This is a genomic window from Kitasatospora sp. NPDC096128, assembly GCF_040303105.1.
Taxonomy (GTDB): domain Bacteria; phylum Actinomycetota; class Actinomycetes; order Streptomycetales; family Streptomycetaceae; genus Kitasatospora.
In genome coordinates this window covers 75,848-98,722 of record NZ_JBEOSP010000028.1, presented here as the reverse complement: position 1 = coordinate 98,722, position 22,875 = coordinate 75,848, and the positions used below count along the sequence as shown (strand labels likewise).

The 22,875-nt window shown below is 72.6% G+C and carries 18 protein-coding genes; 6 read left to right on the top strand and 12 right to left on the bottom strand.

Going from position 1 to position 22,875, the window contains the following annotated elements; genetic code table 11:
• Positions 1–33: 33 nt before the first annotated feature.
• Positions 34–2,880 (bottom strand): bifunctional acetate--CoA ligase family protein/GNAT family N-acetyltransferase, encoded by a 2,847-nt coding sequence (locus tag ABTY61_RS27810; protein ID WP_350507823.1) that lies wholly within the window; start codon positions 2,878–2,880, stop codon positions 34–36.
• 225 nt (positions 2,881–3,105) lie between these two features.
• Here ABTY61_RS27810 and ABTY61_RS27805 point away from each other — a divergent pair, with 225 nt between their 5' ends.
• Together ABTY61_RS27805 and ABTY61_RS27800 are read left to right on the top strand one after the other, a co-directional pair.
• Positions 3,106–3,387: an HPr family phosphocarrier protein gene (locus tag ABTY61_RS27805; RefSeq protein WP_350507822.1), complete on the top strand. Its 282-nt coding sequence runs from the start codon at positions 3,106–3,108 to the stop codon at positions 3,385–3,387.
• A 142-nt stretch (positions 3,388–3,529) separates the two neighbouring features.
• A complete protein-coding gene (locus ABTY61_RS27800; RefSeq protein WP_350507821.1) occupies positions 3,530–4,342 on the top strand; it encodes an LAGLIDADG family homing endonuclease in 813 nt (270 codons plus the stop codon).
• A 42-nt stretch (positions 4,343–4,384) separates the two neighbouring features.
• On the opposite strand, the gene ABTY61_RS27795 is transcribed toward ABTY61_RS27800, so the two are convergent.
• The 3 genes from ABTY61_RS27795 to ABTY61_RS27785 all read right to left on the bottom strand — a co-directional run bounded on the left by ABTY61_RS27795 (position 4,385) and on the right by ABTY61_RS27785 (position 8,634).
• Positions 4,385–5,578: an RtcB family protein gene (locus ABTY61_RS27795; RefSeq protein ID WP_350507820.1), complete on the bottom strand. Its 1,194-nt coding sequence runs from the start codon at positions 5,576–5,578 to the stop codon at positions 4,385–4,387.
• A 324-nt stretch (positions 5,579–5,902) separates the two neighbouring features.
• A complete protein-coding gene (locus tag ABTY61_RS27790; protein ID WP_350507819.1) occupies positions 5,903–7,291 on the bottom strand; it encodes a M16 family metallopeptidase in 1,389 nt (462 codons plus the stop codon).
• The gene (locus ABTY61_RS27785) at positions 7,288–8,634 is read right to left on the bottom strand and encodes a M16 family metallopeptidase (protein ID WP_350507818.1); all 1,347 of its coding nucleotides are present in this window, start codon (positions 8,632–8,634) and stop codon (positions 7,288–7,290) included. Before ABTY61_RS27785 ends, ABTY61_RS27790 begins: the two co-directional genes overlap by 4 nt.
• 316 nt (positions 8,635–8,950) lie before the next feature.
• Here ABTY61_RS27785 and ABTY61_RS27780 point away from each other — a divergent pair, with 316 nt between their 5' ends.
• Together ABTY61_RS27780 and ABTY61_RS27775 are read left to right on the top strand one after the other, a co-directional pair.
• Positions 8,951–11,401 (top strand): DNA gyrase/topoisomerase IV subunit A, encoded by a 2,451-nt coding sequence (locus ABTY61_RS27780; RefSeq protein ID WP_350507817.1) that lies wholly within the window; start codon positions 8,951–8,953, stop codon positions 11,399–11,401.
• A gap of 196 nt (positions 11,402–11,597) precedes the next feature.
• Complete coding sequence (locus ABTY61_RS27775; RefSeq protein ID WP_350507816.1) at positions 11,598–12,500, top strand: ferredoxin family protein; 903 nt, start codon at positions 11,598–11,600, stop codon at positions 12,498–12,500.
• Between the two features lie 80 nt (positions 12,501–12,580).
• Here the strand turns inward: ABTY61_RS27775 and ABTY61_RS27770 are convergent, their stop codons facing one another.
• Genes ABTY61_RS27770 through ABTY61_RS27760 form a run of 3 tightly spaced genes read right to left on the bottom strand, consistent with a single transcriptional unit; the run spans position 12,581 to position 15,370 of the window.
• Entirely contained in the window at positions 12,581–13,651 is a 1,071-nt protein-coding gene (locus tag ABTY61_RS27770) for an ABC transporter substrate-binding protein (protein ID WP_350507815.1), read from the bottom strand.
• 38 nt (positions 13,652–13,689) lie between these two features.
• Positions 13,690–14,571 (bottom strand): ABC transporter permease, encoded by an 882-nt coding sequence (locus ABTY61_RS27765; RefSeq protein ID WP_350507814.1) that lies wholly within the window; start codon positions 14,569–14,571, stop codon positions 13,690–13,692.
• The gene (locus ABTY61_RS27760; RefSeq protein WP_350507813.1) at positions 14,561–15,370 is read right to left on the bottom strand and encodes an ABC transporter ATP-binding protein; all 810 of its coding nucleotides are present in this window, start codon (positions 15,368–15,370) and stop codon (positions 14,561–14,563) included. The genes ABTY61_RS27765 and ABTY61_RS27760 overlap by 11 nt, the downstream gene beginning before the upstream one ends.
• 221 nt (positions 15,371–15,591) lie before the next feature.
• On the opposite strand from ABTY61_RS27760, the gene ABTY61_RS27755 reads away from it, so the two are divergent.
• Positions 15,592–17,184, top strand: coding sequence for a sensor histidine kinase (locus ABTY61_RS27755; protein ID WP_350507812.1), 1,593 nt, complete (start codon positions 15,592–15,594; stop codon positions 17,182–17,184).
• On the top strand, positions 17,184–17,870 hold the full coding sequence (locus ABTY61_RS27750; RefSeq protein WP_350507811.1) for a response regulator: 687 nt from the start codon (positions 17,184–17,186) through the stop codon (positions 17,868–17,870). Before ABTY61_RS27755 ends, ABTY61_RS27750 begins: the two co-directional genes overlap by 1 nt.
• A 25-nt stretch (positions 17,871–17,895) precedes the next feature.
• Here ABTY61_RS27750 and ABTY61_RS27745 read toward each other — a convergent pair whose 3' ends face one another.
• From ABTY61_RS27745 to ABTY61_RS27725, 5 genes are all read right to left on the bottom strand, one after another.
• Positions 17,896–19,599, bottom strand: a complete 1,704-nt coding sequence (locus tag ABTY61_RS27745; protein ID WP_502895445.1) for a monocarboxylic acid transporter — start codon at positions 19,597–19,599, stop codon at positions 17,896–17,898.
• Positions 19,596–20,222, bottom strand: coding sequence for a DUF485 domain-containing protein (locus tag ABTY61_RS27740; RefSeq protein WP_502895444.1), 627 nt, complete (start codon positions 20,220–20,222; stop codon positions 19,596–19,598). The genes ABTY61_RS27745 and ABTY61_RS27740 overlap by 4 nt, the downstream gene beginning before the upstream one ends.
• Positions 20,223–20,349: 127 nt before the next feature.
• A complete protein-coding gene (locus tag ABTY61_RS27735; protein ID WP_350507810.1) occupies positions 20,350–21,081 on the bottom strand; it encodes a response regulator in 732 nt (243 codons plus the stop codon).
• Positions 21,078–22,253 (bottom strand): sensor histidine kinase, encoded by a 1,176-nt coding sequence (locus ABTY61_RS27730; RefSeq protein WP_350507809.1) that lies wholly within the window; start codon positions 22,251–22,253, stop codon positions 21,078–21,080. Before ABTY61_RS27730 ends, ABTY61_RS27735 begins: the two co-directional genes overlap by 4 nt.
• Positions 22,254–22,283: 30 nt before the next feature.
• Positions 22,284–22,769 (bottom strand): DUF1453 domain-containing protein, encoded by a 486-nt coding sequence (locus ABTY61_RS27725; protein WP_350507808.1) that lies wholly within the window; start codon positions 22,767–22,769, stop codon positions 22,284–22,286.
• Between the last annotated feature and the right edge of the window lie 106 nt (positions 22,770–22,875).

The window sequence follows — 22,875 nt, the reverse complement described above, 5'->3', positions numbered from 1 at the left end:
TCAGCGCCCACGGGCAGGCGCAACCAAGGAAGGTTACAGCGTGCTCATCGCGCGCGGGCCCAGATCGCTGCGGACAGGCAGCGGTGCGACCCGCACCCGCGCCCCCAGGATCGCCAGTCCGTGCGGGGCCACGACCACCGGTTCGAGGTCCACCGAGGCGATCTCCGGTACGTCGTCCACCAACTGCGACACCCGCAGCAGCAGCTCCTCCAGCGCGGCGGTGTCCACCGCCTCGGCACCGCGCCAGCCGAACAGCAGCGGCGCCGCCCGCACCTCGCGGATCAGCCCGGCGACGTCCTGGTCGGTGGCCGGGACGAGGCGGTGGGCCACGTCGCCCAGCAGTTCGGCGGGGGCGCCGGCCAGGCCGAAGGAGAGGATCGCGCCGACGGCCGGGTCGACCGTGGCGCCGATCACGGTGTCCACGCCGCGCGGTGCCAGCCGCTGCACCACCAGCTGGGCCTCGGCCGCGCCGCCGAGCAGGGCGTCCAGCTCTCGGTGGGCACGGCGCAGGCCCGCCTCGCCGGTCAGGTCCAGCCGGACGCTGCCCAGGTCGGGGCGGTGGCGCAGGTGCGGGGCGGTCGCCTTCAGGGCCACCGGGTAGCCGAGCTGCCCGGCGGCCCGGACGGCCTCCTCCTCGTCCGGCGCGGGCAGCGTGGGCGAGACGTCGATGCCGTAGCGGGCCAGCAGCAGCCGGGCCTCGGCGTCGGACAGGGTGATCCGCGCACCACCGGGCTGGGTGCGCGCGGCGACCGCGGCGTGGGTGCTCAGCGCCGCTTCCACCAGGGCGCGGACGCCGGGCTCGTCGATCCGGTCCAGGTCGGGGACCCGCGCCGTCTCCTCCGCCGCGGCGGTGCGGCGGCGCCACTGGGCGTAGTGCACGGCGTGCGCCAGGGCGCGCACGGCCCGCTCGGGCGCCGCGTAGGCCGGGATGCCGCCGGGACGCAGCCGGGTCGGCAGGTCGGTCAGAGCCAGATGGGCCAGCACCAGGGGCTTGCCCAACTCCCGCGCCCGCTCGCCCGCTTCGAGCAGGGCGGTGGCGATCTCCGGGTCGTCCGAGCCCATCTCCGGATCGCCCGGGCCGGTCAGCCGGCCGCCCATGAAGGCGTGCGCGGAGGTGCCGATCGGGGGGATGGCGACGGCGATCACCGCGTCCACGGCCGGATCGCTGAGCGCGACGTCCAGCGCGATCCGGAAGTTCTCGCCGGTCGCGGCCGTGGTGAGGTCGACCGGCGTGCGCGGCCGCAGCCCGGCACTCAGGCAGGTGTCGTAGGTGAGCAGGCCCAGCGAGTCGGAGTTGCCGACCACGGCGACCCGGTCGCCGGGCGGCAGCGGCTGCTGGGCGAGCAGCTCACCGGTGTCGAACAGCTCGGTGATGGTCGCCACCCTGGTGACCCCGGCCTGTTCGAACAGCGCGTCCACGGTGGCGTCCCGCAGGCCGGTGGCGGTGGCCGGGACGGCGTGGCCGGGCGGCAGGCTGCCGGTGTGGCGGGCCCCCTTGACCACGACCACCGGCTTGGCGGTGGCCAGTCGGCGCGCGATCCGGGTGAACTTGCGGGGGTTGCCGAAGGACTCCAGGTAGAGCAGCACCACCTCGGTGGCGTCGTCCTCGGCCCAGTACTGGAGGAAGTCGTTGCCGGAGACGTCCGAGCGGTTGCCGACCGAGGCGAAGGAGGAGACCCCGAGGCCGCGCCGGTGGGCGGACTCCAGCAGGGCCACGCCGATCGCCCCGGACTGGCAGAAGATCCCGAAGCCGCCGCGGTCGGGCAGGTGCGGGGCGAGCGAGGCGTTCAGCGGGCGGTCGGGGTCGGTGTTGATCAGGCCGAAGGCGTTCGGGCCGACCACCCGCATGCCCGCCGCGCGGGCCTGGCGCACCAGGGCGCGCTGACGGGCCCGGCCCTCCGGGCCGGTCTCCGCGTAGCCGGCGGTGACCACCACCAGGCCCTGCACACCGTGGGCGCCGCACTCCGCGACGGCCGCCGGGACGACGCTCTCGGGGACGGCGATCACCGCGAGGTCCACCGGACCGGGAATGTCCAGAATCGAACGGTGCACCGGGACGCCGTCCAGCTCGGTTCCGGGCGGGGCACTGCGGTTCACCGCGTAGACGGTGCGCGGGGCGCCCTTGGACTCGTACCGGCTCTCGAACTCGGTGTCGAAGCTGCCGAGCAGGTCGCGCAGCAGGGCCCGGCCGACGGTCTGCGGATTGCGGGAGACCCCGATCACGGCCACCGAGCGCGGGGTCAGCAGCCGCTGCACCGAGCGGGCCTCGGCACGGTGCTCGCGGGCGCGCATCACGGCGAGCGAGCGGTCGGTCTGTTCGAGGTCGAACTCCAGGTGCACCACGCCGTCCGCGAAGCTGCGGTGCTGGGTGTAGCCGGCGTCGGTGAAGACCTTCACCATCTTGCGGTTCTCCGGCAGCACCTCGGCCTGGAAGCGGCGGATGCCGCGCTCCTGGGCCACCGCCGCGATGTGCTCCAGCAGTGCGGAGGCCACGCCGCGGCCCTGGTGGGCGTCCTGGACCAGGAAGGCGACCTCGGCGTCGGTACCGTGGTCGGAGGGGCGGCCCTCGGCGTCGATCCGGTCGTAGCGGACGGTCGCGATGAAGTGGTCGCGGACCACCACGGCGAGGCCGACCCGGTTCACGAAGTCGTGGTGGGTGAAGCGGCGGACGTCCTTGTCGGAGAGCCGCGGGTAGGGGGCGAAGAAGCGGAAGTACTTGGACTGGTCCGAGACCTGTTCATAGAACTCCACCAGGCGCCCGGCGTCGCCCGGGGTGATCGGCCGGATCCGGGCCGTGCCGCCGTCGCGCAGCAGGACGTCGGCTTCCCAGTGCTGCGGATAGTCGGGCTGCTCGGGGTTCGCCACCGCGGGGTCTTCCACATTCGTCAGGTTATCCGGCGGCGAGCCGAATGGCGCCGGGTGCACGCTCACGGCAGGGTGGACAGGGCCACTGGCCGGGCCTTATGCCCCGAAAAGAAACAATCACAAGTCCCGAACGCGACGCCTCGCAGGGTTGTCTGCGTGCAACACTGGTCTAGACAACACGGCCGTTTCCCCCGCTCCCCGAGCACGGCCGTGACCAGCTTCACCGGAAAGGCACGTCTCATGGCCGAGCGCCGCGTCACCATCGGTTGGGCCGAGGGCCTGCACGCCCGTCCCGCCTCCGTCTTCGTCCGGGCCGTCACGGCCACCGGCGTGCCGATCACCATCGCCAAGCCGGGCGGCAACCCCGTCAACGCCGCCTCCATGCTCGGCCTCCTCGCCCTGGGCGCCCAGGGCGGCGACGAGGTCATCCTCGCCTCCGACGCCCCCGGCGCCGACGAGGCCCTCGACCGCCTCGCCAAGCTCGTCGCCGAAGGCCTCGACGAGCTCCCGGCCGCGGCCTGAGCCCTCGCAGCGCCCACGCAGCGCCCGGCAGTGCCCAGCACTGCCGGGCGCTTCTGTTCGCGGATTCGGTCGCATCCACACCATTGAGCGAACCGGTGATCGTTCGACCCCTCGAACGACGGATCGCGCCGATGCTCGCACCATGACGTTCTTCGACCTCGAACGACCCGAGCACGCCTACATGTTCGCCTTCCTTCAGGCGGACGGACACCTCGCACAGGGAGTCGGCAACAAGGGCCGACTCACAGTGGAGCTGTCCGCGAGGGACGCCCCGATCCTGGATGAGTTCCAGCGGCTCTGCCCGTTCTACAGCAGCATCCGCTACCGGACGCGCAGCACCAACTTCAAGGCGCAACACACCTCGGTGATCTGGACAGTGAGCGCCCGCGAGTTCCGCGAGGAGCTACAGGCACTCGGCCTGCCGGTTGGGCGAAAGTCCGCGATCCTCACGCCGCCGAACGTCCCGTTCTCCCGGCGCGACTACGTGCGCGGACTGATCGACGCCGATGGCTCGACCGGCCTCACCGCCAAGGAGCTGCCATTCGTCTGCTTTACCACCCAGAGCGACTCGATGGCCGAGTTCTATGCCGGCTACGCCGAGAGCATCTGCGGCATCTCTCGCAAACTCGCCAGGAACAAGCGAGACGGCATCTACAACATCCTCTACACAAGGGAAGCCGCCGTAACCATCGTTGATGAGATGTACTACTCGAGCGGCCTCGCATTGCCTCGCAAGCAGGCGAGTGCTGCTCAAGTCAGCAGGTGGGTCCGCCCGCCGGACATGGGGATCGCCGCACCTCGGCGCAGCTGGACCAGCGAGGAGGACGCTGCGCTCCTGGGCGCGGTCAGTATGGACTCGGCCGCCGCCCAACTGGGCCGGACCATAAAGAGCTGCACCATTCGCAAATGGCGCCTCGTAGGCCCCAAACGGCCGAGAGTCCTGCCAGGCCGATGAGATGGCCCCCGACATCGTCGGGGGCCATCTCATTTCGACTGCTCAACCCTTGATGCAGATGACCTGCTTGATCTGAGCGACGATCTCGACCAGGTCGCGCTGCTGCTCCATGACCTTCTCGATCGACTTGTACGCACCCGGGATCTCATCCACGACGCCGCTGTCCTTACGGCACTCCACGCCCCGGGTCTGCTCCTCCAGATCCCGTACCGTGAAGCGCTTCTTCGCCGCCGTCCGGCTCATCTTCCGGCCGGCACCGTGCGAGGCCGAGTTGAAGGCCGCAGTGTTACCGAGGCCACGAACGATGAACGAACTGGTGCCCATCGAACCCGGGATGATCCCGTACTCACCGGTTCCAGCCCGGATCGCACCCTTGCGGGTCACGAGCAGGTCGACGCCGTCGTACCGCTCCTCCGCCACGTAGTTGTGGTGGCAGCTGATCACCTCGTCGAAGGTGACCTTGGCCTTGGTGAACTCGCGCCGGATGACATCCTGGAAGAGCGCCATCATCAGGGCGCGGTTGTGCTTCGCGTACTCCTGTGCCCAGTACAAGTCCGAGCGGTAGTCGGCCATCTCCGGGGTCTTCGCTAGGAAGACCGCCAGATCCCGGTCGACCAGGCCCTGGTTGTGCGGAAGCGAGCGGGCGACGGTCATGTGGTGCTCCGCCAGCTCCTTGCCGATGTTGCGCGAGCCGGAGTGCAGCATCAGCCACACCGACCCGACCGTGTCGACACACAGTTCGATCATGTGGTTGCCGCTTCCGAGCGTTCCCATCTGCTGCATCGCCCGCTCACGGCGCCACTTGACGTCCTCCGCGATGTCGTCGAAGCGGTGCCAGAAGTCGTCCCAGCCCTCCGTGCGGAACCCGGGCAGCGCGGTCGGGTCGACCGGGTCGGCGTGCAGGCCGCGGCCGACCGGGATGGCCTGCTCGATCCTGCTCCGCAGGCCGGAGAGGTCGTCCGGGAGGTCCTTGGCGGTGAGGGAGGTCTTCACCGCGCTCATCCCGCAGCCGATGTCGACGCCGACCGCCGCCGGGCAGACCGCGTCCTTCATCGCGATGACGGAGCCGACCGTCGCGCCCTTGCCCAGGTGGACGTCCGGCATCACGGCGAGGCCGTGCAGCCAGGGCAGGGAGCTGATGTTGCGCAGCTGCTGGAGGGCCGCGCCCTCGACCGTCGCCGGGTCGGTCCACATCCGGATCGGCACCCGGATGCCCGGGACCTCGGTGTACGTCATGGTTGAACGACCTCCATGGGTCGGGTGGTTCAGTGGAAAGGAACGCCGCGCGCATGCGATCCCGGCGCGGCTCGGGGAAGTTCGGGGACGGGTGCGCTCAGGCAGCCGTGGCGAGGCATGGGAGATACGGCCCCGGGGAGCGTCGTCGTATGGCTTGCTCGACCCGCATGGTGACCGCCTCCCTTCGCTGCTCGCAGTTCGCACGTGTGGTGCGTCGGGGAACATCTATCCATGGAACGGGCCGGGCCCGCAACGGATTTACGAACGCGTCCGGCCCGGCGGAGCGAAGGTGCTCCACCGGGCCGGAGGGGATGTCCGAAGGCGTCAGCTGACGACGGTGACCTCGCCGATCCCCAGCGCCCGCACGTCCGCCTCGATCGCGGCGGCGTCGCCGACCAGCACGGTGACCAGGCGGTCCGGCGGGAAGGCCGCGACCACGGCCTCGGTGGCCGCCGCGGTGGAGAGTTCGGCCAGCTGCCGGTAGACCTCGGCCTGGTAGTCGTCGGCGAGGTACTGCTCGACCTGGTCGGCCAGGGTGCCGGCGACCGAGCCCGCGGTCTCGTACTTCAGCGGCGCGACGCCGACCAGGAACTGCACGGCCTCGTCGCGCTCGGCGTCGGTGAGGCCCTCGGCGGCGAGGGTGCGCAGGATGGTCCAGGTGTCGGCGAGCGCGGGGGCGGTGGAGGCGGTGTCCACCGAGCCGCTGATGGCGATCAGCGAGCGCCCGCTGCCGTCGGCGGCGGAGCGCAGCGGCTGGGCGAAGGCGCGGACGCCGTAGGTGTAGCCCTTCTCCTCGCGCAGGACGCGGTCGAGGCGGGAGGTGAGGGTGCCGCCGAGGCAGTAGGTGCCGAGGATCTGGGCGGCCCAGACCGGGTCGTGGCGGTCGGGACCGATCCGGCCGATCAGCAGCTGGGTCTGGACGGAGCCGGGGCGGTCGACGATGAGGACGCGGCCGCGGTCGTCGCCGGTGACGGGGGCGTGGACGGAGGGCGCGGCGGTGGTGCCGGTCCAGGTGCCGAGGGTGCTCTCGAGCAGGGCGGGCAGGTCGACGCCGGTGAGGTCGCCGACCACCACGACGGTGGTGGTGGCGGGGCGCACGTGGGCGTCGTAGAAGGCCTTGACGGCGGCGCGGTCGATCGACTTGACGGTGTCGGCGGTGCCGCTGCGGGGCCGGGAGAGGCGGTCCGCGGCGTCGAAGAGCTCGGCGTAGAGGGCCTTGGCGGCGCGCCGGGCGGGGTTGGCCTGCTCGTGGACGATCTCGTCGAGGCGGTTGGCGACGAGGCGCTCGATCTCCTCCGCCGGGAGGGCGGGGGCGCGCAGGGCGTCGGCGAGCAGGGTGAGGCCGCGCTGGAGCCGGGAGGCGGGGACTTCGAGGGCGACCCGGATGCAGGGGTGGTCGGCGTGGGCGTCGAGGGTGGCCCCGGCGCGCTCCAGCTCGCCGGCGAACTCCTCGGCGGTGAGGGTGTCGGTGCCCTCGTTGAGGGCGCGGGCGAGGATGGCGGCGACGCCGTCGAGGCCCTCGGGCTCGGCCGCGAGCGGGGCGTCGAGGAGGACCTCGACGGCGACCAGCTGCTGGCCGGGCCGGTGGCAGTGCAGCACGGTGATGCCGTTGCCGAGGGCGGCCCGCTCGGGGGCGGGGAAGGCCCAGGGGCTGGGGGTGCCGGGCTGGGGCTGGGGGTGGAAGGTCATCGCGGGGACGTAGTCGGTGCTCATACGGCGGCACCCTCCTCTTCGGAAGCGGCGTCGGAAGCGTCGTCGGCGGCGGTCGCGGTCGGCTCGTAGACGAGGACGGCCCGGTTGTCGGGGTGGAGCCGGGCCTCGGCGACGGCCTGGACCTCCTCGGCGGTGACGTCGAGGACCTTGGGGAGGGCGTCGTTCAGCAGCTTGGGGTCGCCGAACAGGACGGCGTAGCGGCAGAGTTCGTCGGCGCGGCCGGCGACGGTGGTGAGCCGGTCGAGCCACTCGCGCTCGATCTGGGCCTGGGCGCGTTCGAGTTCCTCGGCGGTGGGGCCCTCGGCGGCGAAGCGGGCGAGTTCCTCGTCGACGGCGGCGTCGATCTGCGCGATGGTGGCGTCGCCGGAGGTCTTGACGTCGAGCCAGCCGAGGCTGGGGGCGCCGGCGAGGCGCAGCAGGCCGAAGCCGGCGGCGACGGCGGTGCGGTCGCGGCGGACGAGCCGGTTGTAGAGGCGGCTGGACTCGCCGCTGCCGAGGATGGTGAGCGCCAGGTCGGCGGCGTCGGCCTCGCGGGTGCCGTCGTGCGGCAGGCGGTAGGCGGCCATCAGGGCGCGGGAGGGGACGTCCTCGGCGAGTTCCTGGCGCAGCTCGCGGCCGATGGTGTCGGGGAGTTCGCCGGAGCGCGGGGGCTGCTTGCCGTCGTGCGCGGGGATGGAGCCGAAGTACTTCTCGACCCAGGCGATGGTCTGCTCGGGGTCGATGTCGCCGACCACGGAGAGCACCGCGTTGTTGGGCGCGTAGTAGGTGCGGAAGAACGTCCGGGCGTCCTCGAGGGTGGCGGCGTCGAGGTCGGCCATGGAGCCGATCGGGGTGTGGTGGTACGGGTGCCCGTCGGGGTACGAGAGCGCGGTGAGCTTCTCGAAGGCGGTGCCGTACGGGACGTTGTCGTAGCGCTGGCGGCGTTCGTTCTTGACGACGGCGCGCTGGTTCTCCATGGACGTCTCGTCGAGGGCGGCGAGCAGCGAGCCCATGCGGTCGGCCTCCAGCCAGAGGGCGAGCTCCAGCTGGTGGGCGGGCATGGTCTCGTAGTAGTTGGTGCGCTCGAAGCTGGTGGTGCCGTTGAGCGAGCCGCCGGCGCCCTGGACGAGCTCGAAGTGGCCGTTGTTGGAGACGTTGGCGGAGCCCTGGAACATCAGGTGCTCGAAGAGGTGGGCGAGGCCGGTGCGGCCCTTGACCTCGTGGCGGGAGCCCACGTCGTACCAGAGGCAGACCGCGGCGACCGGGGTGAGGCGGTCCTCGGAGAGGACGACACGCAGGCCGTTGGCCAGGCGGTGCTCGGTGATGGCGATGCCTCGGCTGGAGGCGGGGGCCGGGTTGGCCATGCGCTCGGGTCCTTCCCGTCGTCGATGTCGGGGTTCGTGTGGCGTCCCCCATTGTGGTGCAACGCGTGGGGGGCGTGTTTGTGTCCGCGCGGAAGCAGCGTTCGCCAGGGGCGGAAGAGGGCCGCTGACCGGGAGTGTCGGCGCGAGGGTCCACAATGGGGGCGCCGTGCCCTGTCGGTCGCGCCCGGTTGACGGGTCGCGGCGGCAGGACGGTGAATCAGGGAGCCGGGGCGGCGAAGCCCGTCCGGTGACCGACCCGGCCGGCCGACGACCGGCCGACGACACAGCCAGCGACACGTAAGGGAGCCCCGCCGCGATGGCCCGCCGCAGTTCGCAGACCCCGCCGCCCGGAGACTTCGAGGAGCGGATCCTCGACGTCGACGTCGTGGACGAGATGCAGGGCTCCTTCCTGGAGTACGCCTACTCGGTGATCTACTCGCGTGCGCTGCCCGACGCGCGGGACGGTCTGAAGCCGGTGCACCGCCGGATCCTGTACCAGGCCAACGAGATGGGCCTGCGTCCGGACCGCGCGCACGTGAAGTGCGCGCGTGTGGTGGGCGAGGTGATGGGCCGGCTGCACCCGCACGGTGACCAGTCGATCTACGACTCGGTCGTGCGCATGGCGCAGCCGTTCTCGATGCGGCTGCCGCTGATCGACGGGCACGGCAACTTCGGTTCGCTGGGCAACGACGACCCGCCGGCCGCGATGCGGTACACCGAGTCGCGGCTGACGGCCGCCTCGATGGCGATGGTGGAGTCGATCCACGAGGACACCGTCGACTTCGGGCCGAACTACGACGGCAGCGAGCAGGAGCCGCTGGCGCTGCCGGCCGCGTTCCCGAACCTGCTGGTGAACGGCGCGACGGGCATCGCGGTGGGCATGGCGACGAACATGCCGCCGCACAACCTGTCCGAGGTGGTGGCCGCGGCCCGGCACCTGATCAAGCACCCGACCGCCGACCTGGACACGCTGATGCGGTTCGTGCCCGGTCCGGACCTGCCGACGGGCGGGCGGATCGTGGGCCTGTCGGGCATCCGGGACGCGTACGAGTCGGGCCGTGGCACTTTCAAGATCCGGGCCACCACGACGATCGAGAACGTCACGGCGCGCCGCAAGGGCATCGTGGTGACCGAGCTGCCGTACAACGTCGGCCCGGAGAAGGTCATCTCGAAGATCAAGGACCTGGTCAACGCGAAGAAGCTGCAGGGCATCGCGGACGTCAAGGACCTGACCGACCGCGAGCACGGGCTGCGGCTGGTGATCGAGGTGAAGAACGGCTTCGTGCCGGAGGCGCTGCTGGAGCAGCTCTACAAGTTGACGCCGCTGGAGGAGACCTTCGGCATCAACAACGTGGCGCTGGTGGACGGGCAGCCGCTGACGCTGGGCCTCAAGGAGCTGCTGGAGGTCTACGTCGACCACCGGTTCACCGTGGTGCGTCGGCGCAGCGACTTCCGCCGCCGCAAGCGGGAGGAGCGGCTGCACCTGGTCGAGGGCCTGCTGGTGGCCCTGGTGGACATCGACGAGGTCATCGCGATCATCCGGTCGAGTGACAACGCCCAGCAGGCGAAGGAGCGCCTGATGGAGCGCTTCTCACTGTCGGAGACGCAGACCGGCTACATCCTGGACACCCCGCTGCGCCGGCTGACCAGGTTCGACCGGGTGGAGCTGGAGCAGGAGAAGGCGAAGCTGACCGCGGAGATCGCGGAGCTGACCGAGATCCTGGAGTCGGACAGCAGGCTGCGAAGCGTGGTGTCCTCCGAACTGGGCGCGGTGTCCAAGCAGTTCGGGACGGAGCGGCGCACGGTGCTGCTGGAGGCGGGGGCGGCTCCGTCGGCGGCGCTGGCGGTGCCGCTGGAGGTGGCGGACGACCCGTGCCGGGTGTTGCTGTCCTCGACCGGGCTGCTGGCGCGGACGGCGGACGGCGAGCCGTTCGAACTGTCGGAGAAGCGGGCGAAGCACGACGTGATCGTGTCGGCGGTGCCGGCCACGGCGCGGGCGGACGTGGGTGTGGTGACGTCCGCGGGCCGGGTGCTGCGGCTGCCGGTGATCGACCTGCCGGCGCTGCCGCCGATGCCCTCGCCGACGCTGGCGGGCGGGGCAGCGGTGGAGGAGTTCCTGCGGTTGGAGGCCGGGGAGCGGGTGCTGGCGCTGACCACGCTGGACGAGTCCTCGCCGGGGCTGGCGCTGGGCACGGTGCAGGGCGTGGTGAAGCGGGTGGTGCCGGAGTGGCCGGCGAACAAGGACGAGTTCGAGGTGATCGCCCTCAAGGACGGCGACGAGCTGGTGGGCGCGGTCGAACTGCGCACCGGCGAGGAGGACTTGGTCTTCATCACCTCGGACGCCCAGCTGCTGCGCTACCCGGCGGGTCAGGTCCGGCCGCAGGGCCGTCCGGCGGGCGGCATGGCGGGCATCAAGCTGTCGGACGGCGCCCGGGTGCTGTCGTTCACGGCGGTGGACCCGGCCGTGGACGCGGTGGTGGTCTCGGTGGCGGGCGCCTCGGGCACCCTGTCCGGTGACGAGCAGTCGTCGTGGAAGGTCACCCCGTTCGAGCAGTACCCGCGCAAGGGCCGGGCGACCGGCGGTGTCCGCTGCCAGCGCTTCCTGCGCGGCGAGGACGGCCTGGCGTTCGCCTGGGCGGGTGCGGCCCCGGCCCGGGCCGCCGGTGCCAAGGGCGCGCCGGTCGACCTGCCGGAGCGCGACCCGCGCCGGGACGGCTCGGGCACGCCGGTGACGGCGTCGATCGAGGTGGTGGCCGGCCCGGCGTGACGGGTCCGGCGCGCGTCGGGCCCGGCATGATGCCCGGCCCGGCCCGGTCTGTCGCGTGACGGAGGGCGGGGTGCCTGCGGGTGCCCCGCCCTCCGGCGCGTCCGGGGCCCCTTCCGGCGCCCTGGGCGCCGGCCCCGGCGAGGGCCCCCTTCCGGCGCCCGGACCGGACCGGGGCGCTGAGGGTAGCCTTGCCCGGGTGAGCACCTGTGCGACCCTCTCGCGTGAACTTTCGGAGCCGCTGACCGCCACGGCGGCGGTGGCGACCACCTGGCTGCTGCTGGAGCAGAGCGGCCCGTGGGGTGCGAAGGCATTGGGCGAGAGCCACCTGGACCGGGCGGTCGGGCGCGCGCTGGAGGCCGCCGCGGCGGGCACCGGCGTACGGGTGGCCCTGATCCGGCGGCCGGGCCGGCACGCGGACTGCCTGCCGACGGCGCGGCACGAGGTGGTCGTGGCGCACACGGTGCCGGGCCGCGGCTGGGTCCGCCGGGCGCAGGTGACGGACCCGGCGGAGCTGCTGGAGCTGGACTTCGCCGCGCTGGGCGCCGGTGACCGCGGGGGTTTCGGGGTGGAGCACGTCGGCGGCCCGCTGGCGCTGGTGTGCACCAACGGCCGCCGGGACCGCTGCTGCGCGCTGCTGGGCCGTCCGCTGGCCGCGGAGCTGGCGGCGGCCGGGCACAGCGAGGTGTGGGAGGTCACCCACCTGGGCGGGCACCGCTTCTCCCCCACGATGCTGGTGCTGCCGTACGGCTACGCGTACGGGCGGCTGACGTCGGAGAGCGCCAAGGAGGTGCTGGCCGCGACGGCCGCCGGGCACATGGTGCCGGAGTGGTCCCGGGGCTGCTCGGGCTGGGAGCGGCCGGGCCAGGCGGCCGAGCACGCGGTGCGGCTGGCGATCGGCGAGACCGGGGTGGACGCGCTGACCCTGACGCAGCGGCCGGACGGCCCGGGCCGCTGGCTGGTGGCGGTGATCCACCGGGACGGGCGGGCCTGGGAGGTGGACGTGATCGAGTCGGTGAGCGAGCCGGCCCGTCCGGAGAGCTGCGGCAAGGCGGCGGGGACGCCGTCCCGGATGGAGGTGCTCTCCGTCCGGGGGGTCTGAACAGGACGGGGGACGGGGGCCCGAACACCACGGAGGCCCCGCGCCCGTGGGGGTGAGCGCGGGACCGCGGCGGCGGAGCGTCAGCCGGCGGCCTTGCCGACGAACTCCGTGGTGTAGGTCTTGGACAGGTCGATCGTCCCCTCCTTGCCCTTGACGTCCGGGTGGAAGGCGGCGAGCACCGCGAGCACGGTCTTCGGCCCGTCGGCGGGCATCACCCCGTCGGTGGTGAACATCGGCAGGGTGGACTTGATCGCCGCCGCGTACTGCTCGGCGCCGCCCTGCGCGTAGTCGGCGGGCATCTTCGCGGCGATCTCCTCGGGGCTGTGGGTGGACATCCACTTGAGGGTCTTGACGAAGGCGTTGGTGAGCTTCTGGGTGGTGTCCTTGTTCTTCTCGACCCACTCGGTGTTCATGTACAGCGAGGACGACGGGTAGAGCCCGCCGAGCGCCTGGCGCGAGCCCTCGGGGGTGCGCATGTCGTAGAGGATCTTGCCGAGGCCCTTGTCGAGGACGGTGGCGACGGTCGGGTCGGTGGTCATCCCGGCGTCGATGCTGCCCTGTTGGAGGGCGGCGATGAAGGTCTGGCCGGCGCCGACCGCGATCGGGCTGAACTCGCTGACGGAGGCGCCGTTCTTGACCGCGAGGTACTTGGTGAGAAAGTCGGTGGAGGAGCCGATGCTGGTGACGCCGAGCTTCCTGCCCTTGAAGTCGGCGCCGGACCTGATGGCGTCCGCCTGCTTGGTGGAGACCAGTTCGACCTCGCCGGGGGCCTGGGCGAACTGGACCACGGACTCGACGTGCTTGCCCTTGGCCTGAAGGTCGATGGTGTGGTCGTAGAAGCCGACGGCGCCCTGGACGTCGCCGGCCAGCAGCGCGGTGGTGGCGTTGACGCCGGCCGGCTCGGTGAGCAGTTCGACGTTGACGCCGGCCTCGGCGAAGTAGCCGAGCCGCTGGGTGAGCATCGCGGGCAGGTAGATGACCTTGTCCAGGCCGCCGACCATGATCTTGACCTTGGGGCCGTCGACCTGCTGCCCGGCCGGCGCGGCACCGTGGGTCGAGGTGGCGGCGTCGTTGGCGCAGGCGGAGAGCGGGACGAGCAGGGCGGCGGCGAGGACGGCAGTGACGGCTCTGCTCGTCGGGTTCGGGCGCATCGTGGGGGAACCTCTCGGTACGTACGGGCGGGGGGAGTTCAGCGGCCGTCGCCCGCGTCGGCGGGCTTCCAGCGGAAGAGTCTCTTCTCGGCGAAGGTCAGCAGCCCCTCGGTGAGCAGCGCGACGACGGCGAGGATGGTCATGGCGGCGTACACCCCGGCCGCGTTGAAGGTGCCCTGGGCTGCGGCGACCAGCAGGCCGAGGCCCTTGGTGGCGCCGATGTACTCGCCGACGATCGCGCCGATCAGCGCGAAGCCGAAGCTGACGTGCAGGCTGGTGAAGATCCAGGTGGTGGCGGCGGGGATGACCACCTGGAGCGTGACCCTGCGGTTGTCGGCGCCCAGGATGCGGGCGTTGGCGACCAGGTTGCGGTCCACCTCGCGGGCACCCTGGAAGGCGTTGAAGAACACCGGGAAGAACACCAGCACCACCGCGGAGGCGACCTTGGAGGCCGGGCCGAGGCCGAACCAGATCAGGAAGATCGGGGCGAGCACGATCCGCGGGATCGCGTTGAGCACCTTGATGTACGGCCCGAACACATCGGCCAGGAACCGGATCCGGCCGAGCGCGATGCCCAGCAGCACACCGCCGACCACGCCGATCACCCAGCCGGTGAGCGCCTCGTACAGGGTGTAGCCGATCTGCTCGCCGAGCGAGCCCTGGGCGGTGCCGTGGGTGATCCACTGCCAGATCTGGTCCCAGATCCTGGACGGCTGCGAGAAGTTGAACGGGTCGATGACCTCGGTGCGGGCGCACACCTCCCACAGGCCGAGGAAGGCGACCAGCACCCCGATCCGGGCCGCGTAGACGGTCAACTTCCGGTTGCGGGCGGCCCGTTCGCGGGCCTCGGTCCTGCTGGTGACGGCCGGGGGCTTCCCGGCGGCGGTCGAAGCGGTCTCGGACGCGGTCTCAAGCGGCACGACCCGCTCCTCTCTCCCGGGTGATGCGCACCTCTTCGCCGAGCGAGGCCCAGATCTCGCGGTACAGCTCGACGAACCTCGGTTCCAGCCGGACGGCCTCCACGGTGCGCGGTCGTGGCAGGTCGACGGGGAAGATCTCCTTGACGGTGGCCGGCCCGGCCGTCATCACGACGACCCGGTCGGCGAGGGCGATGGCCTCGTCCAGGTCGTGGGTGACGAACACCACCGAAGACCCCGTTCCGGCCCACAGCTCCAGCAGCTGGTCTGACATCAGGGCGCGGGTCTGCACGTCCAGCGCCGAGAACGGCTCGTCCATCAGCAGGATGGTCGGGTCGTTGACGAAGGTCTGGGCGAGTGCGACGCGCTTGCGCATGCCGCCGGACAGCTGGTGCGGGTAGCGGTCCTCGAAGGCGGCCAGGCCGACCCGGGCAAGCCAGTCCCGGGCCCGCTCCCGGGCCTCGGCGGCGGGCACGCCGCGGAAGCGCGGCCCGGCCATCACGTTGGACAGCACGGTCCGCCAGGGGAAGACGGCGTCCTGCTGGAAGACGAACCCGACCTTGGGGTCGATCCCCCGCACGGGCTCGCCGTACACCCGGACCTCGCCCTCGGTGGGCTCCTCCAGACCGCTGACCAGGGTCAGCGTGGTGGACTTGCCGCAGCCGGTGGGGCCGACGACGGCGACGAACTCGCCCTGGGCGACGGTCAGATCGAGATCGCGGACGGCGGTGTGCAGCGCACCGGAGGGGGTGCGGAAGCGTTTCGTCGCGCCGGTCAGCTCGATCGCCGGGGTATCGGTCATTCATTCCTCCCGGGTCAGTGCTTGCCCCGGAAAGGTAGGAGCGGTCCGGGCCCCGGCGGGAGCCTTCTCCGCGTAGTGCGACTTCTCCGCTTTGAGGGGTGTTCTGCTCCTTTTGCTTCCGCTACAACTGCGGGGACGCGGGCTGACAGAAACACATCGGAAACATAGGGTGTCCCGACTCCACCCCTGAAGGACCTCGCCCCCGACGAGAGGAGGCCAGGATGAAGCTCCCCCACTGGCCCCGCCGGGTCTTCGCCCAGCTCCTGCTGAGCCAGACCGTCGTCACCGTCGGCGTCACCGCCGTGACCGCCGGGCTGTTCCTGGCCCCGGTCAGCAACGAACTGGACCACGACGCGATGCAGCGCGCGCTGTCCATCGCCCAGGCCACCGCCACCGACGAGACCATCGCCCGGGCCGCCGACGCCCGGGACGTCGTCACCGCGCAGCGCAACGCCGAGCAGATCCGGCTCGCCACCGGCGCCAGCTTCGTCGTGGTCACCGACCTGGACGGCATCCGCCTCTCGCACACCGACCCGGCCCGGATCGGCCACCGGGTCAGCACCGACCCCGAGCCCGCGCTCAGCGGCCGCAGCGTCACCGCGATCCAGCAGGGCACCCTCGGCCGCACCGCCCGCGGCAAGGTGCCGCTGCGAACGGCGGACGGCCGGATCGTCGGCGAGGTGTCGGTCGGGATCAGCGACGACTCGATCCGCCGCCGCCTGCTGAAGATGCTCACCGGCATCCTGCTGTGCGCCGCGGCCGGCCTGGCCGCCGGCACCCTCGCCACCCTGGTGCTGGCCCGCCGGCTCAAGCGCCGCACCCACAACATCGCGCTGGCCGACATCTCCGCGCTGCTGGTCGAGCGCGAGGCCATGCTGCACGGCATCCGCGAGGGCCTGGTGGCACTGGACGAGCGGGGCAGGATCCGGCTGGCCAACGACGAGGCCGTGCGGCTGCTCGGCCTGCCCGAGGACTGCACCGGCCACCCGATCGCCGCGGTGCTGCCGCCGGGCCGGCTGGCCGACGTGCTGACCGGGCGGATCACCGGCACCGACCTGCCGGCCGTCCGGGACGACCGGGTGCTGGTGGTCAACCGGACGGCCACCGCCGAAGGCGCCGTGGTGACGCTGCGCGACCGCACCGAGTTGGAGTCACTGGTCCGCGAACTGGACACCACCCGCAGCCTGACCGAGGCGCTGCGCGCCCAGGACCACGAGCACGCCAACCGGATGCACACCCTGCTCGGCCTGCTCGAACTCGGCCGCCACGAGCAGGCGGTGGCCTTCATCTCGGAGCAGTCCGGCTCGCACGCCGTGGTCGCCGCCCGGATCGCCGAGCAGGTGCAGGACCCGCACGTGGCGGCGCTGCTGGCGGGCAAGACGGCGGTGGCCGGCGAGCGCGGGGTGCGGCTGGTGCTGGCCCCGGCGGCGCACCTGCCGGACGCGGTGGTGGACGCCCGGGCGCTGGTCACGGTGCTCGGCAACCTGATCGACAACGCGGTGGACGCCCTGGTGCCCAGCGGCGCCGGGCGGCTGGAGGTGACGCTGGCGGCGGCCGGCTCCACCCTGCTGCTCCAGGTCGCGGACAGCGGCCCGGGCGTCCCGGAGGACCTGCGCGAGCAGGTCTTCGAGGAGGGGTGGACCAGCAAGGACGCGCCCGCGCACCGTCCGCGCGGGCTGGGCCTGGCGATGGTGCGACGGCTGGTCGAACGGACCGGCGGCCGGATCGTGCTCGACACCGGCCCGCTCGGCGGCGCCCGGTTCACCGTCGAGCTGCCCGAGGCCCTGCTCACCACTCAGCTCGTGGAGGCGTGATGATCGACGTACTCGTGGTGGACGACGACTTCCGGGTCGCGGACGTGCACGCCGCGTACGTGGCCAAGGTGCCGGGCTTCCGGGTCACCGGCACCGCCCACTCGGCCGGGGAGGCCCTGGCCGCGCTGGAACGCCGCCCGGTGGACCTCCTGTTGCTGGACCACCACCTGCCGGACGAGACCGGCCTGGCCCTGGTCCGCCGGCTGCGGGAGCGCCAGGTCACCTGCGACGTGATGATGGTGACCGCCGCCCGGGACGTCTCCACCGTGCACGCCGCGATGCAGCACGGCGCCCTGCAGTACCTGGTCAAGCCCTTCACCTTCGGCGGACTGCGGGACAAGCTGGTCTGCTACGCCCAGCTGCGGCACGCACTGGCCGCACCGGCCCGGGAGGCCGGCCAGGACGAGGTGGACCGGCTGTTCGCCACCCTGCGCAGCGCCGCCGCACCCGCCGGGACGCTGCCGAAGGGCCACTCCGCGCCCACCACCGACCTGGTGCTGGGCGTGCTGCGCCGGGCGGGCCGGCCGCTGTCCGCCCAGGAGGTCGCCGACGCAACCGGGCTCAGCCGCTCGACGGCCCAGCGCTACCTCAAGCAGCTGGAACGCGACAGCCGGCTGCGGCTGACCCTGCGCTACGGCGACACCGGCCGCCCCGAGCACCGCTACGGGCTGGCCGCCCGGGCCTGACCGCCCCCGGATCCGGGGCGCGACCCTAGGCCGCGCCCGCACCGGTGAGGGCGCGCACCTCCAGCTCGGCGAAGCGGTCCGCGTCGGCCGGTTCGGGAGAGGTGAGCGTCCCGATCCAGCCGGCCAGGAAGCCGAGCGGGATGGAGACGATCCCGGGGTTCTCCAGTGGGAACCAGTGGAAGTCCACGCCGGGGAACAGCGCCACCTTGGTACCGGAGACCACCGGCGAGAAGAACACCAGCACGATCGCCGGGACGAGCCCGCCGTACACCGACCAGACCGCGCCCCGGGCGGTGAACCGCGACCAGAACAGGCTGTACAGCAGCACCGGCAGGTTGGACGAGGCCGCCACCGCGAAGGCCAGGCCGACCAGGAAGGCGACGTTCAGCTGCTGGGCGTACAGGCTGATCACGATCGCCGCCGCGCCGATCCCGGCGGCGGCGAACCGGGCCACCACCACCTCCTGCTGCTCGCTCGGGTTCTCCGCGCCCTCCTCCTCCGCGTCGCCGCGGTGGGTCCCCGCCGCGGCGACGCGGCGCCGACGGCCCCGCCAGGCGCCGGCCCAGATGTCGTGGGCGAAGGCGGCGGAGGAGGCCAGGGTCAGCCCGGCGACCACGGCGAGGATGGTGGCGAAGGCGATCGCCGAGATCAGCGCGAACAGCACCACCCCGCCGGTACTGCCGTTGCCGCCGCCGAGCACCAGGGCGAGCAGCGGGACGGCGGTGTTCCCGGCCGAGTTGGCGTGCCGCACCTCGGCGGAGCCGACCAGCGCGGTGGCGCCCAGGCCGAGCGCGATGGCCATCAGGTAGAAGCCGCCGACCAGGCCGATCGCCCACATCGTGGAGCGGCGGGCGGCCCGCGCGGTGGGCACCGTGTAGAAGCGGGACAGGATGTGCGGCAGGCCCGCGGTGCCGAGCACCAGGGCCAGGCCGAGGCTGAAGAAGTCCAGCCGGCTGGTGAAGGTGGCGCCGTACTTGAGCCCGGGTTCGAGGTAGCGCTGTCCGGCGCCGCTGTGCCGGGCGGCCTGGCGCATCAGCTCGAACAGGTCGCCGTGGAAGCGGACCAGCAGCAGCACCGTGAGCAGCACCGAACCGGCGATCAGCAGGACCGCCTTGACGATCTGGATCCAGGTGGTGGCCCGCATCCCGCCGATCGTGACGTAGACGATCATCAGGGCGCCGACCGCGATGATGGTCCAGGTCCGGGCCTGGGCGCTGTTGGTGCCGAGCAGCAGGGCGACCAGCGAGCCGGCGCCGACCATCTGGGCGACCAGGTAGAGCAGGGTGACCACGACGCTGGCGCCGCCGGCCGCCGCCCGGACCTTGCGGCGGCGCAGCCGCAGCGCGAGCACGTCGGCGAGGGTGTACCGCCCGGCGTTGCGGACGAGTTCGGCGACCAGCATCAGCACGACGAGCCAGGCGACCAGGAAGCCGATGCTGTAGAGCACGCCGTCGTAGCCGTACAGGGCGATCAGCCCGGCGACGCCGAGGAAGGAGGCGGCGGAGAGGTAGTCGCCGGAGAGGGCGAAGCCGTTCTGCAATGGGGTGAAGTCGCGCCCGCCGGCGTAGAAGTCCTCGGCGGCGCTGCCCTGGCGGCCGACCCAGAGGGTGATCCCCAGGGTGACCAGGACGATCACGGCGAACAGCGCGATCGCCAGGCCGTGGTGCTGGCCGGCGGGGGCGACGGGGGGCGGGGTGGCGGTGGTCAGCACGCCGGTCGTGGCCGTCACCGCAGCTGGTCCTGGGTGTCCCAGCGCAGGCCCAGGGCGGCGCGGTCGCGCTTGGTCCGGGCGTTGCGGGCGTAGAGCCAGGTGAGCAGGAAGGTGGAGGCGAACTGCAGCAGGCCGAGCACCCAGGCCACGTTGAGCGGGCCGGCCACCGGGCTGCGCATCGCGCCGGGCGCGGCGGCCTCGGCGGCGACGTACAGCAGGTACCAGCCGAGGAAGGCGCCGCTGACCGGGAAGACGAAGGCGCGGTAGCTGCGGCGGATGTCCTGGAAGGCCGCGCTGGCCTGGACGCTCCGGTAGACCTCGGTGCTGTCGGTGGTGCTCACCGGCGGGGCCGGCTCCCGCGGCGCGACGGCCGGGGCGGGCGGCGCCGCGGCGGCCGGTACCCGAGGCGGCACGGCGGGCGGCCCGACCGGAGCGGCCGGCCGGGCGGTGGGGGCGAGCGGCGCGGCCACCGGCTCGGGAGCGGCCGACCGGGCGGCGGCCGGACGGGTGGGCACCGGCTGGACCGGTACGGCCGTTCGGCGGGGGGCGGCAGCAGGCTCGGAAGCGGTGGCGGTGGCCGGAGCGGCCCACCAGTCGAATCGCTGCCCCTGGCCGGGACTGCTGGTCTGCTGCTGTGGCACTGCTGCTCCTGGGCCGGGGCGGGCGTTCTGACCCGAACCATCATGGAGGCCGCCGGACACCGTCCCTGACCATCGCAGATACGTTCACTCAATGAGGTGATCGATCATCTGACGGACGCTCATCCGACTACTGCTGCGTACCGGTGATTCCGTGCCGGAAGGCGTACGCGACCGCCTGCGCGCGGTCCCGCACCGCGGTCTTGGCGAACAGGTTGTTGATGTGCGTCTTCACGGTGGCCTGGCTGACGAACAGCCGTTGGGCGATCTCCGCGTTGGAGAGCCCCTCGGCGATCAGCGCGAGCACCTCGGCCTCCCGCACCGTCAACCCGTCCGGAAGCTCCCCGCCCCTGGCGGCCGGCCGCTCCGGGCTCGACGCGCTCGGTGCGCTCGGTGCGCTCGGTGCGCTCGGTGCCGCGGACTGCGCCGGACCCTCCGCAAGCCGTTCCAGCAAACGGAGTTGGACCTGCGGGGAGAGCCCGGCCGCACCCGCGCGGACGTCCGCGATGGCCTTGGCGATCTCCTCGCCGCCGGCGTCCTTGGTGAGGTAGCCGCGCGCTCCGGCCTGCAGCGCCGGGAACAGCGATTCGTCGTCGGCGTAGGTGGTGAGCACCACGACCTCGGTCCCCGGGTACGCGGCCCGGATCCGCCGGGTGGCCTCGACGCCGTCCACCCGCGGCATCCGCAGGTCCATCAGCACCACGTCCGGGTGATGACGCTCCACCAGGGTGACGGCCTCCTCCCCGTCCGCCGCCGCGCCGACCACCTCGATGCCGGGCAGCAGTCCCAGCAGCATCACGATGCCCTCGCGCACCACGGTCTGGTCGTCCGCCACCAACACCCTGGTGACCGCTCCGTTCATGCCGGCACCCGCAGCAACACCCGCCACCCTCCGTCGTCCGGGCCCGCCAGCAGGGCGCCGCCGAGCAGTTCCGCGCGTTCGCGCATCCCCAGCAGACCGTACCCGCTGCCGCTGTCGGCCAGTTCACCGGAGGACAGCTCACCCGCCGACTGGCCACGTGGCGCCCGGGTGTTGCGCACCTCCAGCTCGACCTCGTCGTCCAGGTAGCGCAGTTCGATCGAGCAGTGGGCGCCCGGCGCGTGCTTGCGGACGTTGGTCACCGCTTCCTGCGCCGTGCGCCGCACCGCCAGACCGGCCTCGGCGGCCAGCGGCCGGGGCGTGCCGGTCACGGTGAGCCGGGCCCGCTCCCGCCCGGCCAGTTCCACCAGGAACTCCCCGACCGGCGTGAACTCCCCGCGCAGCGCGGACAGCGCCTGCCGGGTCTCGACCAGCCCGTCCTGCGCCATCCGCCGTGCGGCGACGACCCGTTCGCGGATCTGCGCGCGGTCCGTCCCGGCGTCCAGCATCAGCCGGGCCGCCTCCAGGTGGACCAGTTGCGCGGAGAGGCTGTGGGCCAGCACGTCGTGGATCTCCCGGGCGATCCTGGCCCGTTCGGCAAGCGCCGCGTTCTCCGCCTCGGCGGCCCGGACGGCCCGCTCCTGGACCAGCAGCCGACGGGCGGTGCCGCGCGCCTCGATGTCCAGCCGCAGCAGGACGCCGACCAGGACGGACCCTCCGATGGTGGCGGCGACGCTGAGCCAACTCGCCGGGGAGGCCGCCGTGTACGAGCCCAGCGCGGCCGCCGCGGCGAGCAGCGCGGGCGCGGGCGGCAGCCGGATCAGCGCCGTGACGGCCAGCCCGATCCAGAGGAAGTCGGCCAGCGTGTAGGCCAGTCCCCAGTTGGCGAGCCAACCGGCCCCGATCAGGGCCGCGGTCAGCAGGTAGGAGGCCGCCGGGTGCTGTTCCCGGCTGACCCGCAGGTACACCGCGCAGAGCCCGAAGGCCGCGGCCAGCCCGGCGGCCGCTGCCGCTGCCGCCCAGCCCGCGTACTTGCCGCCGGAGAAGGTCCCCCACCCGATGACGACCAGCAGGACGGCCCGGCCGAACACGGTGAGGACCCGCCGCGGTCGGCTCTCGGCCTCGCGCTCCAGCCCCTCCCGGGACTGCCAGCGGGTCCAGTACCACCCGGGCAAAGCTGCCTCCTCGGTGCTCACGGCGGCGGATCAGTGCAGTACGGCGGTCGCCCGCGCGGGCTCCAGCGTCCGGGCCCTCCAGTTGACCACGAGCGAGCGGACCAGCAGCAGGACCGCCATGCCGAGCATCAGCGAGCTGCCCGCCTGGTGGACGCCCAGGGCCGAGCCGGCCGCGTACAGGCCGATCCGGACGGCGAGCATGCCGCCCCAGGCGGCCAGGGTGGCCTTGGTGCCCTTGACCATGACGTTGCCGTCGGCGGCCCGCCAGATCCGGACGGTCCAGCCCCAGACCGTCCCCATCCCGAGGGTGGTGACCAGTCCGGCGGCGAGCAGGGCGGCCGACAGCGCGGTGTGCTGGTGGTCGATGATCTGCGGGTCGCGCAGCGCGAGCACACCCAGGATCAGCGGGAGCAGCCAGAAGCGGCGTTCGGTGTCCAGTCGCTGGACGCGCATCTGGCGTCCGACCACCAGGACCACCACCGCGACGATCACGAGGAGGTTGGCGAGGGATCCCATCGGATTCTCCGTCTCGAGGAGAGGCTTGTTGCTGACCTCTCCGACGCTACGGATCCGGCGCTCCCCGCTGATCGGAGCCGGGGTGGACCCCGGGTGGAACCGATGG

What these genes read in the sequence shown, in the direction of transcription:
- ABTY61_RS27750 (WP_350507811.1), top strand. Translation starts at nt 17,184, where the DNA reads ATGATCGACGTACTCGTGGTGGACGACGACTTCCGGGTCGCGGACGTG.
- ABTY61_RS27755 (WP_350507812.1), top strand. Translation starts at nt 15,592, where the DNA reads ATGAAGCTCCCCCACTGGCCCCGCCGGGTCTTCGCCCAGCTCCTGCTG.
- ABTY61_RS27805 (WP_350507822.1), top strand. Translation starts at nt 3,106, where the DNA reads ATGGCCGAGCGCCGCGTCACCATCGGTTGGGCCGAGGGCCTGCACGCC.
- ABTY61_RS27735 (WP_350507810.1), bottom strand. Translation starts at nt 21,081, where the DNA reads ATGAACGGAGCGGTCACCAGGGTGTTGGTGGCGGACGACCAGACCGTG.
- ABTY61_RS27790 (WP_350507819.1), bottom strand. Translation starts at nt 7,291, where the DNA reads ATGAGCACCGACTACGTCCCCGCGATGACCTTCCACCCCCAGCCCCAG.
- ABTY61_RS27780 (WP_350507817.1), top strand. Translation starts at nt 8,951, where the DNA reads ATGGCCCGCCGCAGTTCGCAGACCCCGCCGCCCGGAGACTTCGAGGAG.
- ABTY61_RS27725 (WP_350507808.1), bottom strand. Translation starts at nt 22,769, where the DNA reads ATGGGATCCCTCGCCAACCTCCTCGTGATCGTCGCGGTGGTGGTCCTG.
- ABTY61_RS27800 (WP_350507821.1), top strand. Translation starts at nt 3,530, where the DNA reads ATGACGTTCTTCGACCTCGAACGACCCGAGCACGCCTACATGTTCGCC.
- ABTY61_RS27770 (WP_350507815.1), bottom strand. Translation starts at nt 13,651, where the DNA reads ATGCGCCCGAACCCGACGAGCAGAGCCGTCACTGCCGTCCTCGCCGCC.
- ABTY61_RS27795 (WP_350507820.1), bottom strand. Translation starts at nt 5,578, where the DNA reads ATGACGTACACCGAGGTCCCGGGCATCCGGGTGCCGATCCGGATGTGG.
- ABTY61_RS27760 (WP_350507813.1), bottom strand. Translation starts at nt 15,370, where the DNA reads ATGACCGATACCCCGGCGATCGAGCTGACCGGCGCGACGAAACGCTTC.
- ABTY61_RS27785 (WP_350507818.1), bottom strand. Translation starts at nt 8,634, where the DNA reads ATGGCCAACCCGGCCCCCGCCTCCAGCCGAGGCATCGCCATCACCGAG.